This is a genomic window from Hylemonella sp. GW821-FHT10B10 (assembly GCF_059415585.1).
This window is the reverse complement of record NZ_JBWKNN010000005.1, coordinates 1-21,066: the sequence shown is the minus strand read 5'-3', so window position 1 is coordinate 21,066 and position 21,066 is coordinate 1. Positions and strand designations below refer to the sequence as shown.

At 65.5% G+C, this 21,066-nt stretch carries 20 protein-coding genes; 7 read left to right on the top strand and 13 right to left on the bottom strand.

The window, feature by feature from the left end:
• Nucleotides 1-16 precede the first annotated feature (16 nt).
• From AC07NT_RS17745 to flhD, 11 genes are all read right to left on the bottom strand, one after another.
• A complete protein-coding gene (locus AC07NT_RS17745; RefSeq protein WP_498600246.1) occupies nucleotides 17-733 on the bottom strand; it encodes an RNA polymerase sigma factor FliA in 717 nt (238 codons plus the stop codon).
• The gene (locus AC07NT_RS17740; protein ID WP_498600245.1) at nucleotides 733-1,518 is read right to left on the bottom strand and encodes a hypothetical protein; all 786 of its coding nucleotides are present in this window, start codon (nucleotides 1,516-1,518) and stop codon (nucleotides 733-735) included. The genes AC07NT_RS17745 and AC07NT_RS17740 overlap by 1 nt, the downstream gene beginning before the upstream one ends.
• Nucleotides 1,511-2,989: a flagellar biosynthesis GTPase FlhF gene (gene flhF, locus AC07NT_RS17735; RefSeq protein ID WP_498600243.1), complete on the bottom strand. Its 1,479-nt coding sequence runs from the start codon at nucleotides 2,987-2,989 to the stop codon at nucleotides 1,511-1,513. Before flhF ends, AC07NT_RS17740 begins: the two co-directional genes overlap by 8 nt.
• Nucleotides 2,986-5,067 (bottom strand): flagellar biosynthesis protein FlhA, encoded by a 2,082-nt coding sequence (gene flhA / locus AC07NT_RS17730; RefSeq protein ID WP_498600242.1) that lies wholly within the window; start codon nucleotides 5,065-5,067, stop codon nucleotides 2,986-2,988. The genes flhF and flhA overlap by 4 nt, the downstream gene beginning before the upstream one ends.
• Nucleotides 5,064-6,236, bottom strand: coding sequence for an EscU/YscU/HrcU family type III secretion system export apparatus switch protein (locus tag AC07NT_RS17725; RefSeq protein ID WP_498600241.1), 1,173 nt, complete (start codon nucleotides 6,234-6,236; stop codon nucleotides 5,064-5,066). Before AC07NT_RS17725 ends, flhA begins: the two co-directional genes overlap by 4 nt.
• A gap of 142 nt (nucleotides 6,237-6,378) precedes the next feature.
• Nucleotides 6,379-7,050, bottom strand: coding sequence for a protein phosphatase CheZ (locus AC07NT_RS17720; protein WP_498600239.1), 672 nt, complete (start codon nucleotides 7,048-7,050; stop codon nucleotides 6,379-6,381).
• A 3-nt stretch (nucleotides 7,051-7,053) separates the two neighbouring features.
• On the bottom strand, nucleotides 7,054-7,446 hold the full coding sequence (gene cheY, locus AC07NT_RS17715) for a chemotaxis response regulator CheY (RefSeq protein WP_498600237.1): 393 nt from the start codon (nucleotides 7,444-7,446) through the stop codon (nucleotides 7,054-7,056).
• Nucleotides 7,447-7,512: 66 nt separating this feature from the next.
• A complete protein-coding gene (gene motB, locus AC07NT_RS17710) occupies nucleotides 7,513-8,469 on the bottom strand; it encodes a flagellar motor protein MotB (protein ID WP_498600235.1) in 957 nt (318 codons plus the stop codon).
• Between the two features lie 24 nt (nucleotides 8,470-8,493).
• Nucleotides 8,494-9,354, bottom strand: a complete 861-nt coding sequence (motA, locus tag AC07NT_RS17705) for a flagellar motor stator protein MotA (protein ID WP_498600233.1) — start codon at nucleotides 9,352-9,354, stop codon at nucleotides 8,494-8,496.
• Between the two features lie 149 nt (nucleotides 9,355-9,503).
• On the bottom strand, nucleotides 9,504-10,043 hold the full coding sequence (gene flhC / locus AC07NT_RS17700; protein WP_498600232.1) for a flagellar transcriptional regulator FlhC: 540 nt from the start codon (nucleotides 10,041-10,043) through the stop codon (nucleotides 9,504-9,506).
• Nucleotides 10,044-10,053: 10 nt separating this feature from the next.
• Nucleotides 10,054-10,380 (bottom strand): flagellar transcriptional regulator FlhD, encoded by a 327-nt coding sequence (flhD, locus tag AC07NT_RS17695; RefSeq protein WP_498600231.1) that lies wholly within the window; start codon nucleotides 10,378-10,380, stop codon nucleotides 10,054-10,056.
• 259 nt (nucleotides 10,381-10,639) lie between these two features.
• Between flhD and rfbF the strand changes: the two genes are divergently transcribed.
• From rfbF to AC07NT_RS17660, 7 genes are read left to right on the top strand one after another with little or no spacing between them, the layout of a single operon-like run.
• A complete protein-coding gene (gene rfbF / locus AC07NT_RS17690; protein WP_498600230.1) occupies nucleotides 10,640-11,413 on the top strand; it encodes a glucose-1-phosphate cytidylyltransferase in 774 nt (257 codons plus the stop codon).
• A complete protein-coding gene (gene rfbG, locus AC07NT_RS17685) occupies nucleotides 11,410-12,477 on the top strand; it encodes a CDP-glucose 4,6-dehydratase (RefSeq protein WP_498600229.1) in 1,068 nt (355 codons plus the stop codon). Before rfbF ends, rfbG begins: the two co-directional genes overlap by 4 nt.
• The gene (locus tag AC07NT_RS17680) at nucleotides 12,474-13,034 is read left to right on the top strand and encodes a dTDP-4-dehydrorhamnose 3,5-epimerase family protein (RefSeq protein ID WP_498600227.1); all 561 of its coding nucleotides are present in this window, start codon (nucleotides 12,474-12,476) and stop codon (nucleotides 13,032-13,034) included. The genes rfbG and AC07NT_RS17680 overlap by 4 nt, the downstream gene beginning before the upstream one ends.
• Nucleotides 13,031-14,260, top strand: coding sequence for a class I SAM-dependent methyltransferase (locus tag AC07NT_RS17675; protein WP_498600225.1), 1,230 nt, complete (start codon nucleotides 13,031-13,033; stop codon nucleotides 14,258-14,260). The genes AC07NT_RS17680 and AC07NT_RS17675 overlap by 4 nt, the downstream gene beginning before the upstream one ends.
• Nucleotides 14,257-15,159: an NAD-dependent epimerase/dehydratase family protein gene (locus tag AC07NT_RS17670; protein ID WP_498600223.1), complete on the top strand. Its 903-nt coding sequence runs from the start codon at nucleotides 14,257-14,259 to the stop codon at nucleotides 15,157-15,159. The genes AC07NT_RS17675 and AC07NT_RS17670 overlap by 4 nt, the downstream gene beginning before the upstream one ends.
• Nucleotides 15,156-15,902: a class I SAM-dependent methyltransferase gene (locus tag AC07NT_RS17665; protein WP_498600222.1), complete on the top strand. Its 747-nt coding sequence runs from the start codon at nucleotides 15,156-15,158 to the stop codon at nucleotides 15,900-15,902. Before AC07NT_RS17670 ends, AC07NT_RS17665 begins: the two co-directional genes overlap by 4 nt.
• Nucleotides 15,903-15,915: 13 nt before the next feature.
• The gene (locus tag AC07NT_RS17660; protein WP_498600220.1) at nucleotides 15,916-16,692 is read left to right on the top strand and encodes a cephalosporin hydroxylase family protein; all 777 of its coding nucleotides are present in this window, start codon (nucleotides 15,916-15,918) and stop codon (nucleotides 16,690-16,692) included.
• Nucleotides 16,693-16,811: 119 nt separating this feature from the next.
• Here AC07NT_RS17660 and AC07NT_RS17655 read toward each other — a convergent pair whose 3' ends face one another.
• Together AC07NT_RS17655 and AC07NT_RS17650 are read right to left on the bottom strand one after the other, a co-directional pair.
• Nucleotides 16,812-19,142, bottom strand: coding sequence for an O-linked N-acetylglucosamine transferase, SPINDLY family protein (locus tag AC07NT_RS17655; RefSeq protein ID WP_498600218.1), 2,331 nt, complete (start codon nucleotides 19,140-19,142; stop codon nucleotides 16,812-16,814).
• Nucleotides 19,143-19,159: 17 nt separating this feature from the next.
• Nucleotides 19,160-20,668, bottom strand: a complete 1,509-nt coding sequence (locus tag AC07NT_RS17650) for a flagellin N-terminal helical domain-containing protein (RefSeq protein ID WP_498600217.1) — start codon at nucleotides 20,666-20,668, stop codon at nucleotides 19,160-19,162.
• Nucleotides 20,669-21,066 lie beyond the last annotated feature (398 nt).

Here is a 21,066-nt window from a genome sequence, read left to right as displayed (position 1 = left end):
CTGGCGCGCGTGGTTTTCAATGCGAACGCATCTTGGCCCGCAGCCGCGCGATCGACTGGCTGTGCAGTTGGCACACGCGTGATTCGGTGATGCCCAGCACAGAGGCGATCTCCTTGAGGTTCATGTCCTGTTCGTAGTACATGCTCATGATGTACTGCTCGCGTTCGGGCAGGCTCTTGATGGCGTCGACCAGGGAGCTGCGGATGCGCTGGTTGCGCAGCATCTGCATGGGGTCGGAGTCGCCGTCGATCATGTGGCGGTCGAGGAAGCCGTCTTCGCCATCGCCGCTGCCGGTCATGTCTTCCAGGTAGACCAACTGGGTGCCTTTGACCTTGTAGAGCAGGGCCTGGTATTCAAGCAGTTCCATGCCCAGTTCGGCGGCGATCTCGGATTCGCTGGCCGAGCGACCCAGCTTGTGCTCCAGGCGGGTGAGGGCAACCTCGATTTCCTTCTGGCTCTTACGCGAACCGCGGCTCATCCAGTCGTTCTCGCGCAACTCGTCGATCATGGCGCCGCGGATGCGCTGGGTGGCGAAGGTCTCGAACTGCACGCCCTGGCTGGCCTCAAAACGCGTGAGCGCCTCGGACAGGCCGATCAGGCCGACCTGGATCAGGTCGTCGACCTGGATGCTGGGCGGCAGCTTGGCCATCATGTGGTGGGCCAGGCGGCGCACCAGCGGTGAGTACTGCCGGATCAGGGCGTCGCGGTCGAGCTGGCCTTTGGCGGTGTACATCAGAGGTTCCTTGCGGCCCGGGTTTCGCGGGGCGCCGTGTGCGTCGGGGTCCAGCGCTGCGCCTGCAGCGCATGTTCCAGGGTGCGCAGCGCCAGGCGCTGGATCTCATCGATCTGGGTGGGGCAGACGGTCAGGGCTGGCACCTCGCAGGCGAGGAAATCCCGGGCACAATCCTGCAGGTTCCTGCTGATGCTGTGTCCTGAGACGCGGGTGGCCAGGGCGGAATCGTCCATCACGCTCACGATGGTAGGCCTAAGTTTGCCCATGTTCAACAGCTGTTTGAGCGCATGGTAGGCGCTCAGCAGGGCGGCGTCGTTGGCCGAGACCGGGAGCAGCGGCGACAGGCCGCTGCCGGGCAGGGAACGTGCCAGCTCGTGCGCCGGGGCGTAGAGCAGGATCACCTCGTAGTCATGGAAGAGTTCAGCCAGCTGGCGCACGCGTTCGGCGCTGGCGCTGGCCGGCGGGCCAGCCTGGGGTGTGCCCAGCGCGGTCAGGCCCAGGGCGGCGGGCACGATGGGCCAGTCTTCCGGGCCTTGGCCGAGGTGGGCGAGTTCGTCGCGGTCCAGCAGCAATTGTTGCAGGCCGGGGGAATTTTCTGTTTCACGCACGGTGGCATCGAGCACCACCACGGGATACTCCAGCGCCGTCCAGGCGGCGCACAGCTGCCACAGCAGGGGCAATTCGCTGCGGCGGTCGCCATGGCTGGCCAGGGCCACGACACGTGGCACCTGTTCTGCGGCCAGGGCGGCCAGTCCGGCGGCCTGGTGGCTGTCGGTGTCAAGCATGCAGCTGTCCCTGTGCGTGAGCGCTCGGGGCGCCCACCTGCGCGTAGTACAGGCCCAGTTCCGCCATCTGCGGGTCGTGGGCCGATTTGCCCGAGGAACGCATGGACTGCCGTACGAGCTGTTCGGCATTGGCGCGCTCCCAGTCTTCGGGCACACGCTGGCCGCCGCTGACACCGCGCAGCACGAGATGGTTGCGGATGACGGCGTCCAGTGCGGGGCCGAGTTTGACGGCCTCGTCGATTTTGGTCAGCACGGCCTGCTTGGCGCCGAAGGAGGCCACGGCCTCGTCCTGGCTGTCGCCGTGGCTGGCGGCGTTGAGCACCAGCAGGGGTTTGATCTGCGGCAGGTTCAGCACATCGAGGATGTCGCGCTTGCGCGGGTCGCGCGGGGCCACACCGGTGGTGTCGATGATGACCATCTTGCGGTCGGACAGCAGGCCCAGCAGGTCCTGCAGGGCGGCGCGGTCGTGCGCCATGTGGGCCACCACGCCCAGCATGCGGCCGTAGGCGCGCAACTGCTCGTGCGCGCCGATGCGGTAGCTGTCCAGCGTGATCAGGCCCACGCTGCCGGTGCCGTGCGTGCGTGCGCACAGCGCGGCCAGCTTGGCGGCGGTGGTGGTCTTGCCCACGCCGGTGGTGCCGACCAGGGCGAACACGCCGCCTTCGTCCTTGAGCGCAAGCGCGCCGGCGTCGGTCTTGATGTTGCGTTGAAGGATGCCCATCAGCCATTGCATGGCCTCCGCCGGACTGGCGTCGTCGGGCATCATGCTGAGCACGGCGCGCGCCAGGGCGGGCGAGTAGCCCGAGCGGATGAGCTTGAGCGTGAGGTTGGAGCGGATCGGGCTTTGTTTGGTCTGGCCCAGCCAGGCCATGGTGCTGAAGCGTTCTTCGATCAGCTCCTTCATGGCATGGAGTTCATTGACCAGGCCCTGTGAGCTGGCGTTCGGGGCGGGGGCAGGTGCAGCGGCCTTGGGCGCCGGCGGTGCAAGGGGTGCGGGTGCCGCTACGGCTGCGGCCTTGCGCACCGGGGCCGGGACCTCGGGGTCGGGTGGGAGGATCTCATAGACGGAACGAGTCGCTGCGGCGGGCGCAGCCTTGACCTGCTGGGCTTCCTGGCGGCGTTGCAGCATGCGCTCGCGCACATAGTCCTGGAAGGACAGTGTGCTCATGGCCAGCTGGGCGGCATCGTCTTCCACCGGGATGTGGGGGTCGATGCGTGTTGCGGGCGCAGCGGCCACGGGCGCAGGCTCTGCAGTCGTGCGGGCGCGGGCCGGCGTGGTTGCGTTCATGGCGGGAGCCGTCGCGGGGATGGCCTGCTCCAGGACGGCCAGTGCGTCCTCGGTGGTGGCCATCACTTCAACGCCCTGCGGGGTCTGGCGGTTGGAAAGGATCAGCGTGCCGTCGCCGAAGGCCATGCGGGCCTTGGCCAGGGCTTCGCGGGTGGTGGCAGCGTGAAAGCGTTGGATGTTCATGTCAGGGCACCTCGAAGGATCGGGCCGATGCGGATGGAATGGGTTTCAGGAATCTCGCTGTGCGCCAGCACCTGCATGCGCGGCGCGCTGCGGCGCACCAGGCGCGCGATGGAATTGCGGATGGCGTCGGGCACCAGCAGGCACGCCGGCACGCCGGTCTCTTCCTGCTTCATGGCCACGGTGGCGGCGTTGCGCGTGAGCATGTCAGCCACGCCGGGGTCCAGCGCCGGGCCGCTGGCATTGCCCAGGGCTTGCACCAGCAGGCGTTCCAGCGGTGGGTCGATGGCGATGACGTTGAGTTCCTTGGACGGGCCGTAGATCTGCTGCACGATGGCTGGCGAGAGGGCCACGCGCACGCGCTTGGCCAGTTCGACCGGGTCGGTGGTGGCGGTAGCGTGTTCGGCGATGGTCTCGATGATGGTACGGATGTCGCGGATGTGCACCGACTCCTCCAGCAGCAACTGCAGGACTTTCTGGAACACGGCTATCGAGATCATCTTGGGGACCACTTCTTCGATCAGTTTCGGGGCCAGCCGGGCAACGTGCTCAACCAGTTGCTGGGTTTCGGTGCGGCTGAGCAGTTTGGCGGCGTGGACCTGCATCAAGTGTGACAAATGGGTCGCCATCACGGTCTCGGAATCAACGACGGTAAAGCCGGCCATTTGCGCTGCTTCCTTCTGTCGTTCGTCGATCCAGTGCGCGGGCAGGCCGAAGGCGGGGTCGGTGGTGGCCGTGCCGATCAGCGGCGTGGTGATGCCGCCCGGGTTGATGGCCAGGAACATGCCGGGGAAGGCCTCGCCGTCGCCGACCACCACGCCACGCAGGCTGATGCGGTAACCACTGGGCTTGAGTTCGAGGTTATCGCGCACGTGCACGGGCGGCGGCAGGAAACCCACCTCCTGCGCAAACTTGCGGCGCACGCCCTTGATGCGGGTCAGCAGGTCGCCCGAGCGGTTCTTGTCCACCAGCGTGATCAGGCGGTAGCCCAGCTCCAGGCCGAGTTGGTCCACCGGCTGCAGATCGTCCCAGCTGGCTTCTCCGTCACCCTGCGCCACCGGTGCCGGTGTGGGTTCTTCCGCCGGCGGGGGCTTGTGTGCCAGCACCCAGGCCGCGTAGCCGATCAGGCCGGCGATGGACAGGAAGACCAGGTTGGGCATGCCCGGGATCAGGCCCAGCGTGCCCAGGATGCCGGCGGTGATGCCCAGGGCGCGCGGCGAGACGAACATCTGGTCGGCGATCTGGCGGCCCAGGTCCTGCTCCTTGCCCACGCGCGACACCACCATCGCGGCCGAAACCGAGATCAGCAGGCCGGGGATCTGCGCCACCAGCGCGTCACCGACGGCCAGCAGGATGTAGCTGTCGGCGGCCTGGCCGGCGCTCAGGTTGTGCTGCAGCATGCCGACGGCAAAGCCGCCGATGATGTTGATGAAAAGAATCAGGATGCCGGCGATGGCGTCACCGCGCACGAACTTGGAAGCACCATCCATGGAGCCGAAGAAGTCGGCCTCCTCGCTGACTTCGGCCCGACGGCGTTTGGCTTCCTTCTCGTCGATCATGCCGGCGGAGAGGTCCGCGTCGACCGCCATCTGCTTGCCGGGCATGGCGTCCAGGGCAAAGCGCGCCGACACCTCGGCAATACGCTCGGCACCCTTGGTCACCACCACGAAGTTGATCACCACCAGGATGGCAAAGACGATCAAGCCGACGGCGAAGTTGCCGCCGATCAGGAAGTGGCCGAAGGCTTCGATCACCGCGCCGGCGGCGCCCGGGCCGGTGTGGCCGTCGAGCAGCACCACGCGCGTGGAAGCCACGTTGAGCGAGAGGCGCATCAGCGTGGTCAGCAGCAGCACGGCCGGGAAAGAGGCGAAATCCAGCGGGCGCAGCATGTAGGCAGCCACCATCATCACCATCAGCGCCACGGCGATGTTGATGGTGAAGAGGATGTCGAGCATCCAGGATGGCAGCGGCAGCACCATCATGGCGAGAATGGAGACGACCAGCAACGGCGCGGCGGCACCCGAGAGCATGGCCGCCTGGCGGCCGAAGCGGTTTTGCAGGGTCTGGAGTAGCGGGTTCATGCGGCGCTCGGGTTCGTTGTGGCCAGGGGCGGGGTCTTGGGCTGCAGCGGATCAAGTCCGGGAGGCACCTGGGGTTGCGGCGGCTCGCCAGGCATGGGACCTTCGCCGCGCATGGCGGCGCGCAGGCGGTAGATGTAGGCCAGCACCTGGGCCACCGCGGTGTACAGGCTGGCGGGGATGTCCTGGTCGATCTCGGCGTGCGCGTAAAGGGCACGTGCCAGCACCGGTGACTGCAGCACCGGCACCTCGTGCGCCTTGCCGATGTCGCGGATCTTCATGGCCAGCAGGTCGGCGCCCTTGGAGACGACACGCGGTGCGCTCATGGTCTGCTCGTCGTAGCGGATCGCCACGGCGTAGTGCGTCGGGTTCATCAGGATGAAGTCGGCCTTGGGCACGGCCTTGATGCTGCCGCGCTGGGCGATCTCGCGCGCCTTCTGGCGGCGATGGTTCTTCATCTGCGGGTTGCCTTCGGATTCCTTGTGCTCGTCCCGCATTTCCTTGAGCGACATCTTGAGTTCGGACTGGTGCAGGAAGTTCTGCAGCGGCATGTCCACCAGGGCGACCAGCAGCACGACAGCCAGCAGCAGGCCTGTACCGGTGAGCAACCACTCGAACATGCTGCCCAGGGCCCCGGCCGAGGGCTGCATCACCAGGGCGGCGACGGAGGGCAGGGTGGAGTGGATGAAGGCCGTGGCCAGCGCCAGGATGAAGGCCATGATGAAAGTGGTCTTCACGATCTCGGCCACCTTCTTCTTGGAGACCAGGCCCTTGAGGCCCGCCAGGGGGCTGAGCCGTGTGAGGTCCGGCATGATGGGCTTGAGACTCAGGACCCAACCGCCCGAGGCCAGGGCGCCCAGCACGGCGACGGCGGTAACGATGGCGGCAAAAGCGACGCAGGCGATCAGGCCGGTCATGGCCATGGACTGAAGGCGCTCCAGCATGCTGCCCGAGGCCTGGACTGTGGCTACATCGAAGGTGAGCTGGCGTCCCATGGCCAGCTTGAGTTCGCCGTACATATAGGGAGCCAGCAGCAGCAGGGTGAGGGCGCCGCCACCGAGCACCGCCAGGTGCCCGAGATCGCGTGAGCGCGCCACCTGGCCGTCTTCGCGCGCCCGCTGCAGCTTGCGCGGCGAGGCGGGTAAATTGCGGTCCTGACTGCTGGATTCCATGGTGGCGCGACACTGAAGTTCACGCCATTGTCGGCTCGGGGTCCCCGGGCTAAAGGGGGAAAAGCCGGGTGTTTCCGGCCTTCATCCGGGGCGGGATTTCAGAGCCGTGACACCCGTGGAATCGGCGCAGCCGCTCGGGGGGTTAGAAACCTAGACTTGCCAGCAGATCGTCGACCTGGGACTGGCTGGTCACGACATCGCCGGATGCCGCAGCATCGACCACGGGCCCGGACAACACCACCTCATCCACGCTGAGCGGGGCGGAAGCGGATGCAGGGGAGCTGACGCGGGCCTGGGCTTCGGGCGGGGCGGTCTGGATCAGCAACTGGACCAGCTGGTCTTCGATGGTGGTGGCCAGGTTCACGACGCGCGCGATCACCTGGCCGGTCAGGTCGTGGAAGTCCTGGGCCATCATGATTTCGGTGAGATGCTGGTCAACCTCGCCATTGGCCTTTTCCAGGTCGGTCAGGAAATTCATGATGTGGCCCTTGGCCACAGCGGCTACCGGGTCGGCCACCAGCAGGGCGATCATGTGGCGGGTCTGGGCCGCGATGTGGTCATGCTGGGTCTTGGCCTGGTCTACACGGTTGAGGACCTTCTCGGCGGCTTCACCGGTGAGGCGGGCGATGTAGGAGAGGCGTGACTTGGCGTCAGGCAGTTCGCCGGCTGTGCCTTGCAGCTTTTCGGCATACCCCAGCTCATGCAGGGCATCGTGCAACTGGCGGGTCAGCTGGCCGATCTTGTGGTGGACCTGCGGCGCGGCGTCCGGGGAAGCGGCGTCCCCGGCGTTGTGGGCAGAGGCGCTGGGTTCCATGATTTACTGCAGCCCCGTCTTCTTCAGGATGTTGAGCAGTTTGTCTTCGAGGGTGGCCTTGGTGAAGGGCTTGACGATGTAACCGGCCGCGCCCTGCTGGGCGGCCAGCACGATGTCTTCCTTGCGGGCCTCGGCCGTCACCATGAGCACGGGGATGTGCTTGAGTTTCTCGTCCTTCTTGATCTCGGCCAGAAGCTGGAAGCCGTTCATGTTCGGCATGTTGATATCGCTGACGACGAAGTCGAAATTGCTGGCGCGCAGTTTCTGCAGGGCGACCACGCCGTCCTCGGCCTCGTCGGCCTCGCTGAAGCCGCTTTCCTTGAGCAGGTTGCGCACGATGCGCCGCATGGTGGAGAAGTCGTCAACGACCAGGAATCGAAGGGGGTTGTTGGCCATAACTGAGCCTTTCTGATTTATTGAGCAGATTATCGCAAGTCCGGGCTGTGGCCAAGTCTTTCGGATTTATTGCGTGGGAGCCGCAGGCGTCGGGCCCGGGGCCGCAGGCGGGGCGTTGCCGCTGTCGGGTTCGGCCAGCACGGCTTCCCGGTTGATGCCCAGCAGGCGCTCTTCGGCCTCGCGGGTCAGGACCAGGATGCTGATGCGGCGGTTCACCGGCGCGGTCGGGTTGGCGGGCTCCAGCAGGGTGCTGGAGGCCAGGCCCGTCACGCGTATGAGTTTGTCCTCGGGCATGCCGGCCCCGACCAATTCGCGGCGCGAGGCATTGGCACGGTCGGCCGAGAGTTCCCAGTTGCTGTAGCCGCGGTCGCCGCTGCCATAGGGGGACTGGTCGGTGTGGCCGTCCAGGCTGATGCGGTTCTCCACACCGCCGAGGGCGGCACCGATCTCGCGCAGGATCTCGCGCATATAAGGCTGCACCACGGCGCTGCCCGTGGTGAACATGGGACGGCCCTGCTCGTCGACGATCTGGATCTGCAGGCCGTCAGGTGTGGTTTCCAGGCGGATCTGGTTGCTGTACTGCTTGAGTTTCTGGTTGTTCGAGATGGCTGCGCTGATCTTGGCGCTGAGAGCGGCCAGGCGCTTGGCGTCCTGGCGGGCCGCTTCGGCCCGGGCCTCGGCCATCGCGCGCTTCTTGCGCAGCGGGTCGGCGCTTTCGCCCTGCTGGTTCTGTCCCACGGTCTGGGACAGGTCCGCGCCACCGCCGGGCAGGATGGTGGGGCTGGCGCCGGCACCGCTGCCGCCGGCCATGGCCACCTTGAGCGGTGAGCTGAAATAGTCAGACAGGCCCTTGAGGTCCCCCTTGGAGGTCGAGCCCAGCAGCCACATCAGCAGGAAGAAGGCCATCATGGCCGTCACGAAGTCGGCGTAGGCGATCTTCCAGGCACCACCATGGGCGGCGTGCCCGGCCTTCTTGACCTTCTTGACGATGATGGGCTGGAGCTTTTTGGCGTCGGAGGCCATGGCTAACCTGATCGGTGCGGCGGCTTATTTCTTGCCGCGCACGTGGCTTTCAAGTTCGATGAAGGTCGGGCGTTCGGTCGAGAACAGCACCTTGCGGCCGAATTCGATTGCCGTGGAGGGGTTGTAGCCCTGCATGCTGGCCAGCAGGGTGGATTTGATGCAGACGAGTTCCTTGGCGCTGTCCTCGGACTTCTGCTCCAGCAGGCCGCCCAGGGGTTCGACCACGCCGTAGGCCAGCAGAATGCCCAGGAAGGTGCCGACCAGGGCCGAGGCGATCATGCCGCCGAGCACGGCCGGGGGCTGACCCACCGAACCCATGGTGTTGACCACACCCAGCACAGCGGCCACGATACCGAAGGCCGGCAGGGCGCCGGCCAGACGGGCGATGGCGGCGATCGGGCCGTGCGATTCCTGGTGATGGGTGTCGATCTCGTTGTCCATCAGGGATTCGATCTCGTGGGCGTTCAAGTTGCCCGAGACCATCATGCGCAGGTAGTCGGTGGTGAACTCGACCACGTGGTGGTCGCTGCCCACGACGGGGTATTTCTGGAAGATGGGCGACTCGTGCGGGTTCTCGACGTCCTTCTCGATGGCCATCAGGCCTTCCTTGCGCGCCTTCTGCAGGATGTCGTAGAGCATGGCCAGCAGCTCCAGATAGCGGTCCTTGGTGTACTTGCTGCTCTTGAGGGCCTGGGGAATCATGGCGATGGTCGCCTTGAGCACCTTGGGCTGGTTGTTCACCACGAAGGCGCCCAGGGCACCGCCGAAGATGGTGATCAGCTCGAAAGGCAGGGCGGTCAGGATCACGCCGATGTTGCCACCGTGCACGATGTACACCCCGAAGATGCAACCCATGGCAACGGCATAACCTACGATGACTAGCATGTTCGTGGAGGGTCAGTGTGGAGTGGGCGGTCGGGGGCGTTCTTCGGGCCTGTGCCGAGCCATTCTAGGGGAAAGGCTGGCGGAGGTGCTATGAAAAAAAGGGGGCGTATCCGCCCCCTTTTCCGGAAATGAAGGTCCGTCGCCCGGACTCAGTGCAGCAGAATGCCGCCCGCCGCATTGCCTTTGCCGGCGCGCGCCGGCGGTTCGCACAGGCCGCAAACGTAATGGCGGGCGTTTTCGTAGGGTTCGGAAACGAAATGCCCGTTGCACTTGGAGCATCGTGTCATGGCCAGCATGTTGTTGTCAACGAACTTGACCAAGCGCCAGGCGCGTGTGACCGAGAGCAGGGGTTCCATGTCCAGGGTGACCATCTGCTCGTTGTAGAGACGGAAGGCCTTCATCACGGCTTCGATGTCTTCCAGGCTGCTGGTCTTGCTCAGGTACTCATAGATGTTGAGGAAGAGCGAGGCGTGGATATTGGGCTGCCAGGTCAGGAACCAGTCGGTCGAGAAGGGCAGCTGGCCCTTGGAGGGCGACTTGCCGGCCACTTCCTTGTACAGGCGCAGCAGGCGCTCGTAGGACAGGTCGGTCTCGCTTTCGAGCACCTGCAGCCGGGCACCCAGCTTGATCAGGGCGACGGCGCGCTCGATCTGGCGCGATTCATTGAGGACGCTTTTGCCGGTGGCCATGGTTGTTTCCTCAGGTGGCTTCGGCAAAACGGCCGGCCATCAGGATGCTGGCGTGCAGGCGGGTGGTGGCGTCGTTGTCCACCTTGCGGGCGGTCTGGTTGGTCAGCAGGCTCCACACCACGTCGTCGTCCATGCGGAAACGGCACAGCAGCATGCTGCTGGAGGCGATCTTGGAGAGCTGGGCCGGAGAGAGTGCGGCCATCAGGTCGGCCGATTCCTCGGAGATGCCCAGACGGAACTGAGCCTCGGCCTTGTCCTTGCGGATCAGGTTTTGCGCCAGCATCAGGTAGGTGAGATTGGTTTCACGGATCTCGGCACTCATCTGTTCGTCGGTCATTTAGGTCTCCTTTAGGGCGCAATTCAAAGGTTTCGCGTTGGGGTTGATTCTGAACAGCGCCCCAGAAACTTGAATCAGCCAGCGGCTGTCCCGGTTGAAAGAAAAAGCGGTAGTGTTCTGTAGGGGGAAATCCTACAAACTAACGGTCGGGGGAAATGCATGAATTGCTGCATGAATACCGGACAATTCCCCTGTTCCCCGGCCCCCGTCTGCCGTATTCTTGGCTTCTATCTATATAGAACATCCTGCGCGCCACACCATGAAAGCAGTCATCCTGGCCGGCGGTCTGGGCACCCGGATCTCCGAGGAAACCCATCTCAAGCCCAAACCGATGATCGAGATCGGGGGCAAGCCCATCCTTTGGCACATCATGAAGATCTACAGCGCCCACGGGGTGAACGACTTCGTGATCTGCTGCGGCTACCGTGGCTACGTGATCAAGGAATACTTCGCCAACTACTTCCTGCACACCTCGGACCTCACCTTCGACATGGCGAGCAACCGCATGGAGATCCATCACCGCCACGCCGAACCCTGGCGCGTGACCGTGGTGGACACGGGTGAGCAGACCATGACCGGCGGGCGCCTCAAACGCGTGGCCGACTACCTGAAGGACGAAGAGGCTTTCTGCTTCACCTATGGCGACGGCGTGGCCGACGTGAACATCAGCGCCGCCATCCGTTTTCACCATTCACATGGCAAGCTGGCCACCGTCACGGCGGTGCAACCCCCGGGACGTTATGGCGCGCTGCAGATGGATGGCCAGGCGGTGACGGGTTTTGCCGAGAAGCCGCGCGGGGATGGCGGTCTGATCAACGGCGGCTTCTTCGTGCTCTCGCCGCGCTGCATTTCGCGCGTATCGGGTGATGCTACGAGCTGGGAGGCCGAGCCGCTGACCAGCCTGGCCGCTGCCGATGAGTTGCGGGCCTATGCCCACCACGGCTTCTGGCAGCCCATGGACACACTGCGCGAGAAGAACCTGCTCGAGGATCTCTGGGCCTCGGGCCGCGCGCCCTGGAAGGTCTGGGAATGACTGGAGTTGGGCCCGACGCCGCGTTCTGGCGCGGCAAGCGCGTGCTGCTGACCGGGCACACGGGCTTCAAAGGAGCCTGGCTGGCGCTGTGGCTGCAGCGCCTGGGTGCGCAGGTCACGGGCCTGGCGCTGGCGCCGACCACGGAACCCAGCCTGTTTGAATTGGCCAGCGTCGCGCAGACGCTGGACCATCACGTGGCCGACCTGCGCGACACGACGGCCGTGGCGCGTGTGGTGCAAGCGGCTCGCCCCGACATCGTGCTGCACCTGGCTGCGCAGGCCCTGGTGCGCGAGGGTTATCGTGAGCCCGTGGCCACCTGGGCCAGCAATGTCATGGGCACGGTGCATGTGCTGGACGCACTGCGCCGGCACCCTGGCGCTCGTGTGGCCGTTTGCGTCACGACGGACAAGGTCTACCGCAATCACGAATGGCACCACCCTTATCGCGAAAGCGACGAGCTTGGTGGCCACGATCCTTACAGCGCCAGCAAGGCGGCCTGTGAGCTGGCGATTGCGAGCTACCGTGACGCTTTTCTGGCCCAGCAGGGCCTGGCCCTGGCCAGCGCCCGTGCGGGCAACGTGATTGGCGGTGGCGACTGGGCGGCCGACCGCCTGCTGCCCGACGCCGTACGCGCCTGGCAGCGCGGGGACACGCTGCAGATCCGCCGGCCCGAGGCCACCCGCCCCTGGCAACATGTGCTGGAGCCGCTGGCTGGTTATCTGTGCCTGGCACAGGCCCTGTGGCAGGACGCCGCGCTGGCGGGCGCCTGGAATTTCGGTCCCCATGCGCACGAGCGCGCCACGGTGCGTCAGGTCGTCGACCTTGCAAGAGGGGTCTGGGGCGGTGGCGCGGTGGACTACGCGCAGCAGGCCGAAGGTCCGCATGAAGCGGGCTGGCTGGCGCTCGACACCTCCAAGGCGCAGGCGCAGCTGGCCCTGCAGCCACGCTGGGGTCTGGAGCAATCGGTGCAACGCACACTGCGCTGGTACCGCGCGCAGCATGAGGGCGCCAACGCGCGCGAACTCTGCCTGCGTGACCTGGCAGCCTGGGAGGCTGCCGCATGAGCAGCCTCGCCGTGACCGATCTGCCGCTGGCCGGTCTCAAGCGTGTGCAGCGTCGTCAACATGCCGACGAGCGTGGTGTGTTCGCGCGCCTTTTCTGCGCCGAGGAGCTGGCCCCCGCCGGTTGGCGCGGGCCCATCGCCCAGATCAACCACAGCCTCACGCGCACACGCGGCACGGTGCGCGGCCTGCACTACCAGCGCGCACCACACGCGGAGATGAAGCTCGTGAGCTGTCTGCGGGGTGAAGTCTGGGACGTGGCCGTGGACCTGCGTGTCGGTTCACCGACTTTCCTGCGCTGGCACGGCGAACTGCTGAACGGGGCCGACGGCACGGCCCTGCTGATCCCGGCCGGTTTTGCGCACGGCTTCCAGCTGCTCAGCGACGAAGCCGAACTCGTCTACTGCCATTCAGCCGCGTACGCGCCGCAGGCCGAGGCCGGCCTGCATGTGCGCGACGTGCGCCTGGGCATCAACTGGCCCCTGCCCGTGCAGGGCCTGTCGGCGCGTGATGCCGGCTTCGAGTTGCTGAAGCCGGATTTCGAGGGAGTGAAACTGTGAAGTGCCGTCATTGCGCCAATGAATTGCGCCTGCCTTTCCTGGACCTGGGCAGCGCTCCGCCGTCCAATGCCTATCTGGGCGAAGCGGCACTGCACGCTCCCGAGACCTGGTACCCGCTGCGCCTGCTGGTCTGCGAAACCTGCTGGCTGGTGCAGACCGAGGACCATGCCGGGCGCGAACAGCTGTTCGACGCGGACTACGCCTACTTCAGTTCCTATTCAAGTTCCTGGCTGGCGCACGCCAAGGCCTATGTGTTGTCCATGCTTGAACGCCTGGGCCTGAACGCGCAGAGCTGCGTGGTCGAGGTGGCCGCCAACGACGGTTACCTGCTGCAGTACGTGCGCGAGGCCGGCGTGCCCTGCTACGGCATCGAGCCCACGGCCAGCACAGCGGCTGCGGCGCGCGCCAGGCACATCGAGATCGTCGAGCGCTTTTTCGGCGTGGCGCTGGCGCACGAGCTGGCTGGCAAAGGGCGCCAGGCCGATCTCACGGCTGCCAACAATGTGCTGGCGCACGTGCCCGACATCAACGATTTTGTCGGCGGTTTCACCGTGCTGCTCAAGGAACAGGGCGTGGCCACCTTCGAATTCCCGCACCTGCTGCGCATGGTGCAGGAATGTCAGTTCGACACGGCCTACCACGAGCACTATTCCTACCTGTCGCTCACGGCGGTACAGCGCATTTTTGCGGCCAACGGTCTGCAGGTCTTCGATGTGGAGGAACTGCCCACCCATGGCGGCAGCCTGCGCGTGTTCGCGCAGCGCAACGATGCGGGCCGCCGGCCGGTGGCGCCGGCCGTGGCCGCATTGCTGGCGCGTGAGCGGGCCGCCGGCATGACCACGCCGGCGTTTTATGCCGGCTTCCAGCGTGAGGCCGAGCGCGTCAAGCGCGAGCTGCTGGGATTCCTGCTGCAAGCCCAACGTGAAGGCCTCAAGGTCGGCGCCTACGGTGCGGCGGCCAAGGGCAACACCCTGATGAACTTCGCCGGCGTGCGGCCGGACCTGCTGCCCTATGTGGTGGACCTGAACCCCGCCAAACAAGGCAAGTACATGCCGGGTAGCCGTGTCCCCATCGTGGACGAGGCCCACCTGCGCCGCGACCGGCCCGACCGCGTGCTCATCCTGCCCTGGAATCTGCGCAGCGAGATCACCGCGCAGCTGGCCTATATCCGCGACTGGGGCGGGCGTTTTGTGACGGCCGTGCCGCGGCTCACCATCGAACCATGAGAGTCCTGCTTACAGGCGCCAGCGGTTATCTGGGCCGGCATGTGCTGGCACGGTTGCGAGAGCGTGGCTGTGAGATCGTACTGCTCGGACGTAGCCGCCCGGCCGGCGCGGAAGACCTGCCCTGGCTCGCGGTCGACCTGCTGGAGTGCCGTGACCTGGCGCCCGTACTGCGCGAGGCGCGGGCCAGCCATCTGCTGCATCTGGCCTGGTACGCCGAGTACGGCAAGTTCTGGACTTCGCCGCTGAACCTGCGTTGGGTGGATGCGAGCTTGCGTCTTCTGCAGGCCTTTACCGAACAGGGTGGACGGCAGGTCTGCATGGCAGGGTCTTGCGCCGAATACGACTGGAGCGGTAAAGGCCCCTTCCATGAGGACAGCACGCCGCTGAATCCGGCCAGCCTTTACGGCGCAGCCAAGGACGCCACCCGTCGCCTGGCCCAGGCCTGGTGCCGGGAGCAGGGCGCCACGCTGGCCTGGGGCCACGTGTTTTTTCCCTTCGGCCCGGGCGAGGCAAGTCAGCGCATGCTGCCTTCCTTGATCGAGGTGTTCCGTGGCCGGGCTGCGCCCTTCGGTGTCAACGCCGAGGCCCGTCGCGGCATGCTGCCGGTGCGGGATGCTGCGCAAGCTTTTGTTCATCTTCTCGCGCAGGGTTGTGACGGACGCTACAACATCTGCTCGGGCCAGCCCGTGCAGGTGGGCGAGGTCGTGCGCACGCTGGCGCGCCTGTGCGGGGCGGATCCGTCGCCGGTGCTGGCGCTGGCCACGGTGCGTCCCGGCGACCCGGCCCTGCTGGTGGGCGACAACAGCCGGCTGTTGGCCACGGGCTGGCGGCCCACCCTGAGCCTGGAGCAGGGGCTGGCCGCCATGGTCCAGCCCGTCACGGAAGGGGCCGGCGCATGAGCAACCACGCCACGACCATGTTCTGGGGCTTCAGCGACGGACCGAAGTTCATCGCCGGCATCCAGCAATCCATCGACAGCCTGGCGCCGCAGAGCGGCATCTACACCGGGGACAATCTCTTCACCTACCAGCGCAACCTGAGCTTCATGGAGGATGAGCCCTTCATGGCGGCCTGGCGCAAGCACGCCAGCGACGCCGTCGAGAAGGCCATCCTCTGGCGCACGGCCATCCTGCTGGGGGGGGTGCGCAACGGCCTGAAACTCCAGGGGGACTTCGTGGAGTGCGGTTGCTACAAAGGCACCAGCGTGCGCATCCTGTGCGACGCGGTGAATTTCGGGGCGACCGACAAACGCTATTTTCTCTACGACCTGTTCGAGTACGACGCCGCGAGCATGTCGAATGGCATGCCCGAACACGGTGAGACTTTGTACCGGTCGGTGGTGGACCGGTTTGCCGACCTGCCCAATGTCGTCGTGACCCAGGGTCGGGTGCCCGAGGTGCTGGGTCAGGTGGTGCCCGACAAGGTGGCCTTCATGCACCTGGACATGAACAGCGCCGCGGCGGAAGTTGGCGCTTTGAGCGTGCTCTGGGACCGTATGGTGCCCGGCGCCATGCTGGTGCTCGACGACTACGGCTGGGAAGGTTACCGTGCGCAGAAATTGGCGGAAGACGCCTGGCTGCAAGCGCGTGGATTCCATGTGATTGAACTGCCGACAGGGCAGGGCATGGTCATCAAACAATGAACAAGGAGTGCTTATGACCCCCGAACAACAGTTTTCCCAAGAGCGCAAAGAGCGTCTGGCTGCTTATGCCCAGGACAAGCCCTTACAGCAACTGTCACGCCAGTGGCTGCAGGAGTCCATGGCCAAGAAGTACGTCTACAACTTCGACTGGATGGGGCGCCCCATCATCCAGTACCCGCAGGACATGGTGGCGATCCAGGAACTGGTGTGGCGCGTGCGGCCCGACCTCATCATCGAGACCGGCATCGCCCACGGCGGCTCGCTGATCCTCAGCGCCTCTATGTTGGCCATGCTGGACATGTGCGACGCCATCGAGGCCGGCACCACCATCGATCCGCGCACATCGAAGCGCAAGGTGATCGGCCTGGACATCGACATCCGCGCCCATAACCGCGCCGCCATCGAGGCCCACCCCATGGCCAGCCGCATCCAGATGTTCCAGGGCTCTTCCATCGACCCGGCCGTGGTGCAACAGGTACGTGCTGCGGCCCAGGGTTACAAGAAGGTGCTGGTGTTCCTGGACTCCATGCACACACACGACCATGTACTGGGCGAACTGGACGCTTATGCGACCCTGGTCACGCCCGGCAGCTATTGCGTGGTCTTCGACACTTTCGTGGACGATATGCCGCCCAAGTTCTTTGCCGACAGGCCCTGGGATGTGGGCAACAACCCCAAGACCGCCGTGCGCGCCTGGTTGCCCAAGCACCCGGAGTTCGAAGTGGATGCGGAGATGGAGCAGCGCCTGCAGGTGACCGTGGCACCCCACGGTTTCCTGCGCAGGAAATAAAACACCCCAGAGACGCTACGCGTCTCCCCCTCAAGGGGCGTACCCAGCGGCGTGGCCAAGCCAGCTCCGTGGGTGCTCCGGAACGGCCAGCTGCGCGGCCTGGTTGTCTTCGGAAGAGATCAGGGCGTCGGCGCGGGGTCGGCTTCGCCCAGGTATTCCAGCGCGGCCTGCACGTACTGTTGCGTGCGCGCCAGCAGTTGCTCTGGCGGTTCCGCCGGGGTCAGGGACTTCAGCGCCTCTTTCAGATAGACACGGCCGAATTCCTCGTTGCCGTGGGCGTTCTCGATTTCGGCCAGGGCTGTCAGGGCCACCGGGTCGTGCGGCTTGGCGCAGAGGATGCGCTCGGCCAGCACGGTGGCCTCGTACCAGCGTTTGCTGGCGAGTTGCTGGCTGGGTGTGGCGGGGCTGACAACCACTCGGACCTCGGCCTGGGCGCGGGCGATGGCCGCCTGCAGGCGTTCGTAGGCGCGTGACAGGGGGACAAGCTCCCCCGGCGCCACACCCACCTGGAACTCCTGCTCCGGCAGTGCCGGCGGCTGGCTGACCCAGTCGCCCACCTGGGCGAGCATCTGATCGGCCGTCCACTCCGGGTGGCCGGACTCGACCAGCCACAGCATCCACATGAAGCGCAGCGCATTGCCGAACTCCTGCATGTACACGTCTTCGCGCATCAGCACGCTGGTTTCCATCTCGTCGCGCAGGCCCAGCCGGGTGCGGTTGAGTGCTTCCACGTCGCCGGCCAGGCGCGCGGCGATGGCCACGTACTCGTCCGGGCTGCGTGCAATCCATTCATGGTGGCCCAGGTGCGCCAGTATGCCCACGCCCATGCGCGAACCCAGGCTGTCGCCTTTCATGGTGATCAGCGGCACGCCCATCCAGGTCAGGTCGCTCGAAGTGGTGCCGCCCACCAGCGGGAAGGGATCAAGGGCGACGTCGATGCGGTGGTAGGTCAGGTACTGGTTGTTCTGGTTGAGCGTCAGCAGTTCCAGCCGCGTGATATCGATGCCCAGTCGTTCGCAGCGTGCACGGTAGGCGTCGGCGAATTCCGCCTTCTCGAAACCCTTGCCTTCGATCAGCAGCCGCGCATTCGGCACGGTGGTAAGGATGCGGCCCCAGAGGGCGAGCACCTTGTCGGTCAGCTTGCCCAGGTTGTTGCAGCAGCCGAAAGTGACAAAGCCGTTCTGCAGGGCCGGCGTGGGCCGCACTTGGTAGGCTGGCTGGTAGCGCCACAGGGGGTTGCGGCTCTGGGGGCGGTAGAGCAGCCAGCGCGTGGGCAGACGGTAGAGGCGCTCGCTGTAATAGGCGTCCGCCCCCGGGGGGTCGGTGATGCCGTCGCTGAACCACCAGTCCATGGCCGTCAAACCCGTGGTGCCCGGGTAGCCTATGGTGCTGGCCTGCACGGGGGCGGGTTTGCGCGCCATGGTGGGCAGGCCGTTGCCGCCCGTGTGGCCAGCCAGGTCGATCAGGATGTCGATCTGCGCTTCTTGGATCATCCGGGCCTGCTCCTCGAAAGATTTCCGGTGCAGGGAGACAAAATGGTCGGCATGGCAGCGCACGCGTTCGTTGGCGCTGTCCTCGTTCTGGGTGCCCATGTAAAAGGCCCAGACCTCGAACTGGCGTCGGTCCAGTCCCGACAGCAGCCCTTCGGCGAAATACATCACCGCGTGGTGGTGAAAATCCGGTGACAGAAAACCCACCCGAAGCTTGCGCCAGGGGCCACCTTCGCGCCGTGCGGCGTGGTCCGGCCAGTGCGGCTTGAGCGGCGGCTCGAAGACGGCGCTGAACTCGCGCGCCGCAGTGGCCAGGTCCTGCACGCCAGCCTCGGGGTCGGCCAGCATGAAGAGCAGCAGATTGGTGTGGTGGGCGATGTCGTGGGGGGACAGGGCAATGGCGGCCCTGCAGTCTTCAACGGCCTCATGCACCTCGCCCAATTCGCGCCGGTGGATGGCGCGCTGGTTCAGCGCACCGACCTTGTCCTCCGGGGTCTCGGCCAGGTCCCAGGCCTTGTTGGCGGCGTCCAGGCCTTCTCGGTGCTGCTGCGTTCCGTAGCAGCATTGCGCCAGCTTGATCCAGCTGACGGCTTTGTCGGGCCGCAGCCCACAGACTTTTCTCAGGATGGGGGCGGCTTCGGACGAGCGACCCTCTTGCCTCAGGATATCGGCGTAGTTGATCAGCAACTCGGCATCTTCGGGGTGCAGCGTCGCACCCTGGCGGTAGGCGGCGATGGCCTCTTCGAGGCGGTTCAACTTGGACAGCGCGAAACCCAGCATCTGGTGCGAGCGCAGATGCATCCCGTTCTTGCGCAGGGTCTGGCGGCACAGACGAACGACCAGCAGCCAGTCCCCTTTCAGGAAAGCCTGGCTGATCTTGACGGCGTCGGCATCGGGCGCAAAGCCGGGCTTGGCGCCGTGGGGGTGCTGGCCGTGTTTGCGGTGGTGGGATGAGGTCACGGCCCTCATTATTGCCCTTAGCGTTGGAGCAGCTGCAAGACGCCTTGCGGGATGGAGTTGGCTTGGGCGATCATCGCGGTGCCGGCCTGCTGCAGGATCTGGGCGCGCGACAGGGCGGCGGTTTCGGCCGCGAAGTCGGCATCCATGATGCGGCTGCGCGAGGCGGTCAGGTTTTCCGAGGTGATCTGCAGGGCGGAAATGGCGGTCTCGAAGCGCGACTGCAGGGCACCGAGCTTGGCGCGCTCGCCGCTGACAAAGGCCAGCGCGGAATCCACCGTCTTGAGTGCGTCGTTGGCCTTGATCACCGTCGTCACGTCCAGGTCCGCCACCTTGTGCAGCGTCGAGGAGGTGTCGATACCGATGTACGAGGACGAAGCCGCCACCGTGGCGGCGTGGCTCAGCACGAAGGACTTGTCCGAATCGAAGGTCACGTAGCCGCTCATCAGGGCGTTCTCAGCCACGGCGTTGGCCGTCAGCGTGACTGCGCCCACCGAAGCCAGCGCACCGGCGCTGTCCGGCTTCATCTTGTTGACCGTCACGTTACCGGCGTTCTGCACCAACGTGTCGGACACCATGATGTCCTCACCCGAGCTGTTGGTCAGGATCACGCTTGTGCCCGCGGCGTTCAAGCTGGCCACCACACCGGTCTTGGACGACTTGTCGTTGAAGGCCGAGATGGCGCTGGCCAGGCCGCTGGGGCTGTTGGTCGTGGTCAGGCTGAAGGTGATGGCTTCGGGCGAGCTGTTGTCCGAACGCACGGTCAAGGTGTAGGCACCGGTGGCGGCGAAGCTCAGCTGCACATCGGTCTGGGCATCGGCGGTCACACCCGTGATGGGGGACTGCTGGTTGACGGCGGTCACGACCGTCTTGGCCGTGTCATTCGCGGCGATGACCACGGCCGCGCTGCCGGCTGCGCCGTTGATGGTGACGGTCTCGCCCGTGATGCCGTTGGCGCCCCAGGCCGCGCCGGTGGCGGCCATGCTCATGGCGGCCACCGAGTTGATGGCCTGGTTGTTGCCGTACTGGTTGGTGCGGCCGTTGGCCGTGGCCGCCACGATGACCTGGCCCGCATTGGCGCCGATCTGGAACTGGGCGGTACCGAAGGTGCCGTCCAGCAGCTTCTGGCCGTTGAACTCGGTGCTTTGCGCAATGCGGTCCAGCTCGGCGACGAGCTGGCCCACTTCCTGGTTCAGGGCCTGGCGGTCCGAGGCGCTGTTGGTGGCGTTGGCCGACTGCACAGCCAGTTCACGCACACGCTGGAGAATACTGCCGGCTGAACCCAGGGCGCCTTCCGTGACCTGGGCCAGGGAGATGCCGTCGTTGGCGTTGCGCGCAGCCTGGTTCAGGCCTCGGATCTGGCTGGTGAAGCGCTCCGAGATGGCCAGGCCAGCCGCGTCGTCCTTGGCGCTGTTGATGCGCAGGCCGCTGGACAGACGCTGGATCGCGGTGTTCAGTGACGTCTGACTCATGCCCTGGTTGCGCTGTGCGGTCAGCGAGGGGACGTTGGTATTGATGATGGCAGCCATGGAAACACTCCTTAGTTACAGGGGTTGTGGCCCCGACATAGCGATGGAATGAATTGTGGGCAGCTGCTATCGGGCTGGTATTTCGATAAAAGGGCTTGAAACCAGCCTTTTTTCGATTTAAGCCTCAAGTTTGGGAAAAAGCCGCCGATAACTTCTGCGTATCCGGCGGGTTCCGGAGCGACACGCGTGCTCCAAGGGGCTTAAGCGCAGAGTTAAAGTCGAAAAACCTGCTTTTTCTGGCTTTAGTTCTCAAGTTTCGGTCGCCGGCGTACGAAAACAGTGGCGAGGGCATCTTCCTCTGCCTCTAACAGGAGTTCAGCAATGGCATCCATCATCAACACCAACATCGACTCGATGAGCGCGCAGCGCTATCAGGGCTTGAGCAGCTCATCGCTCAG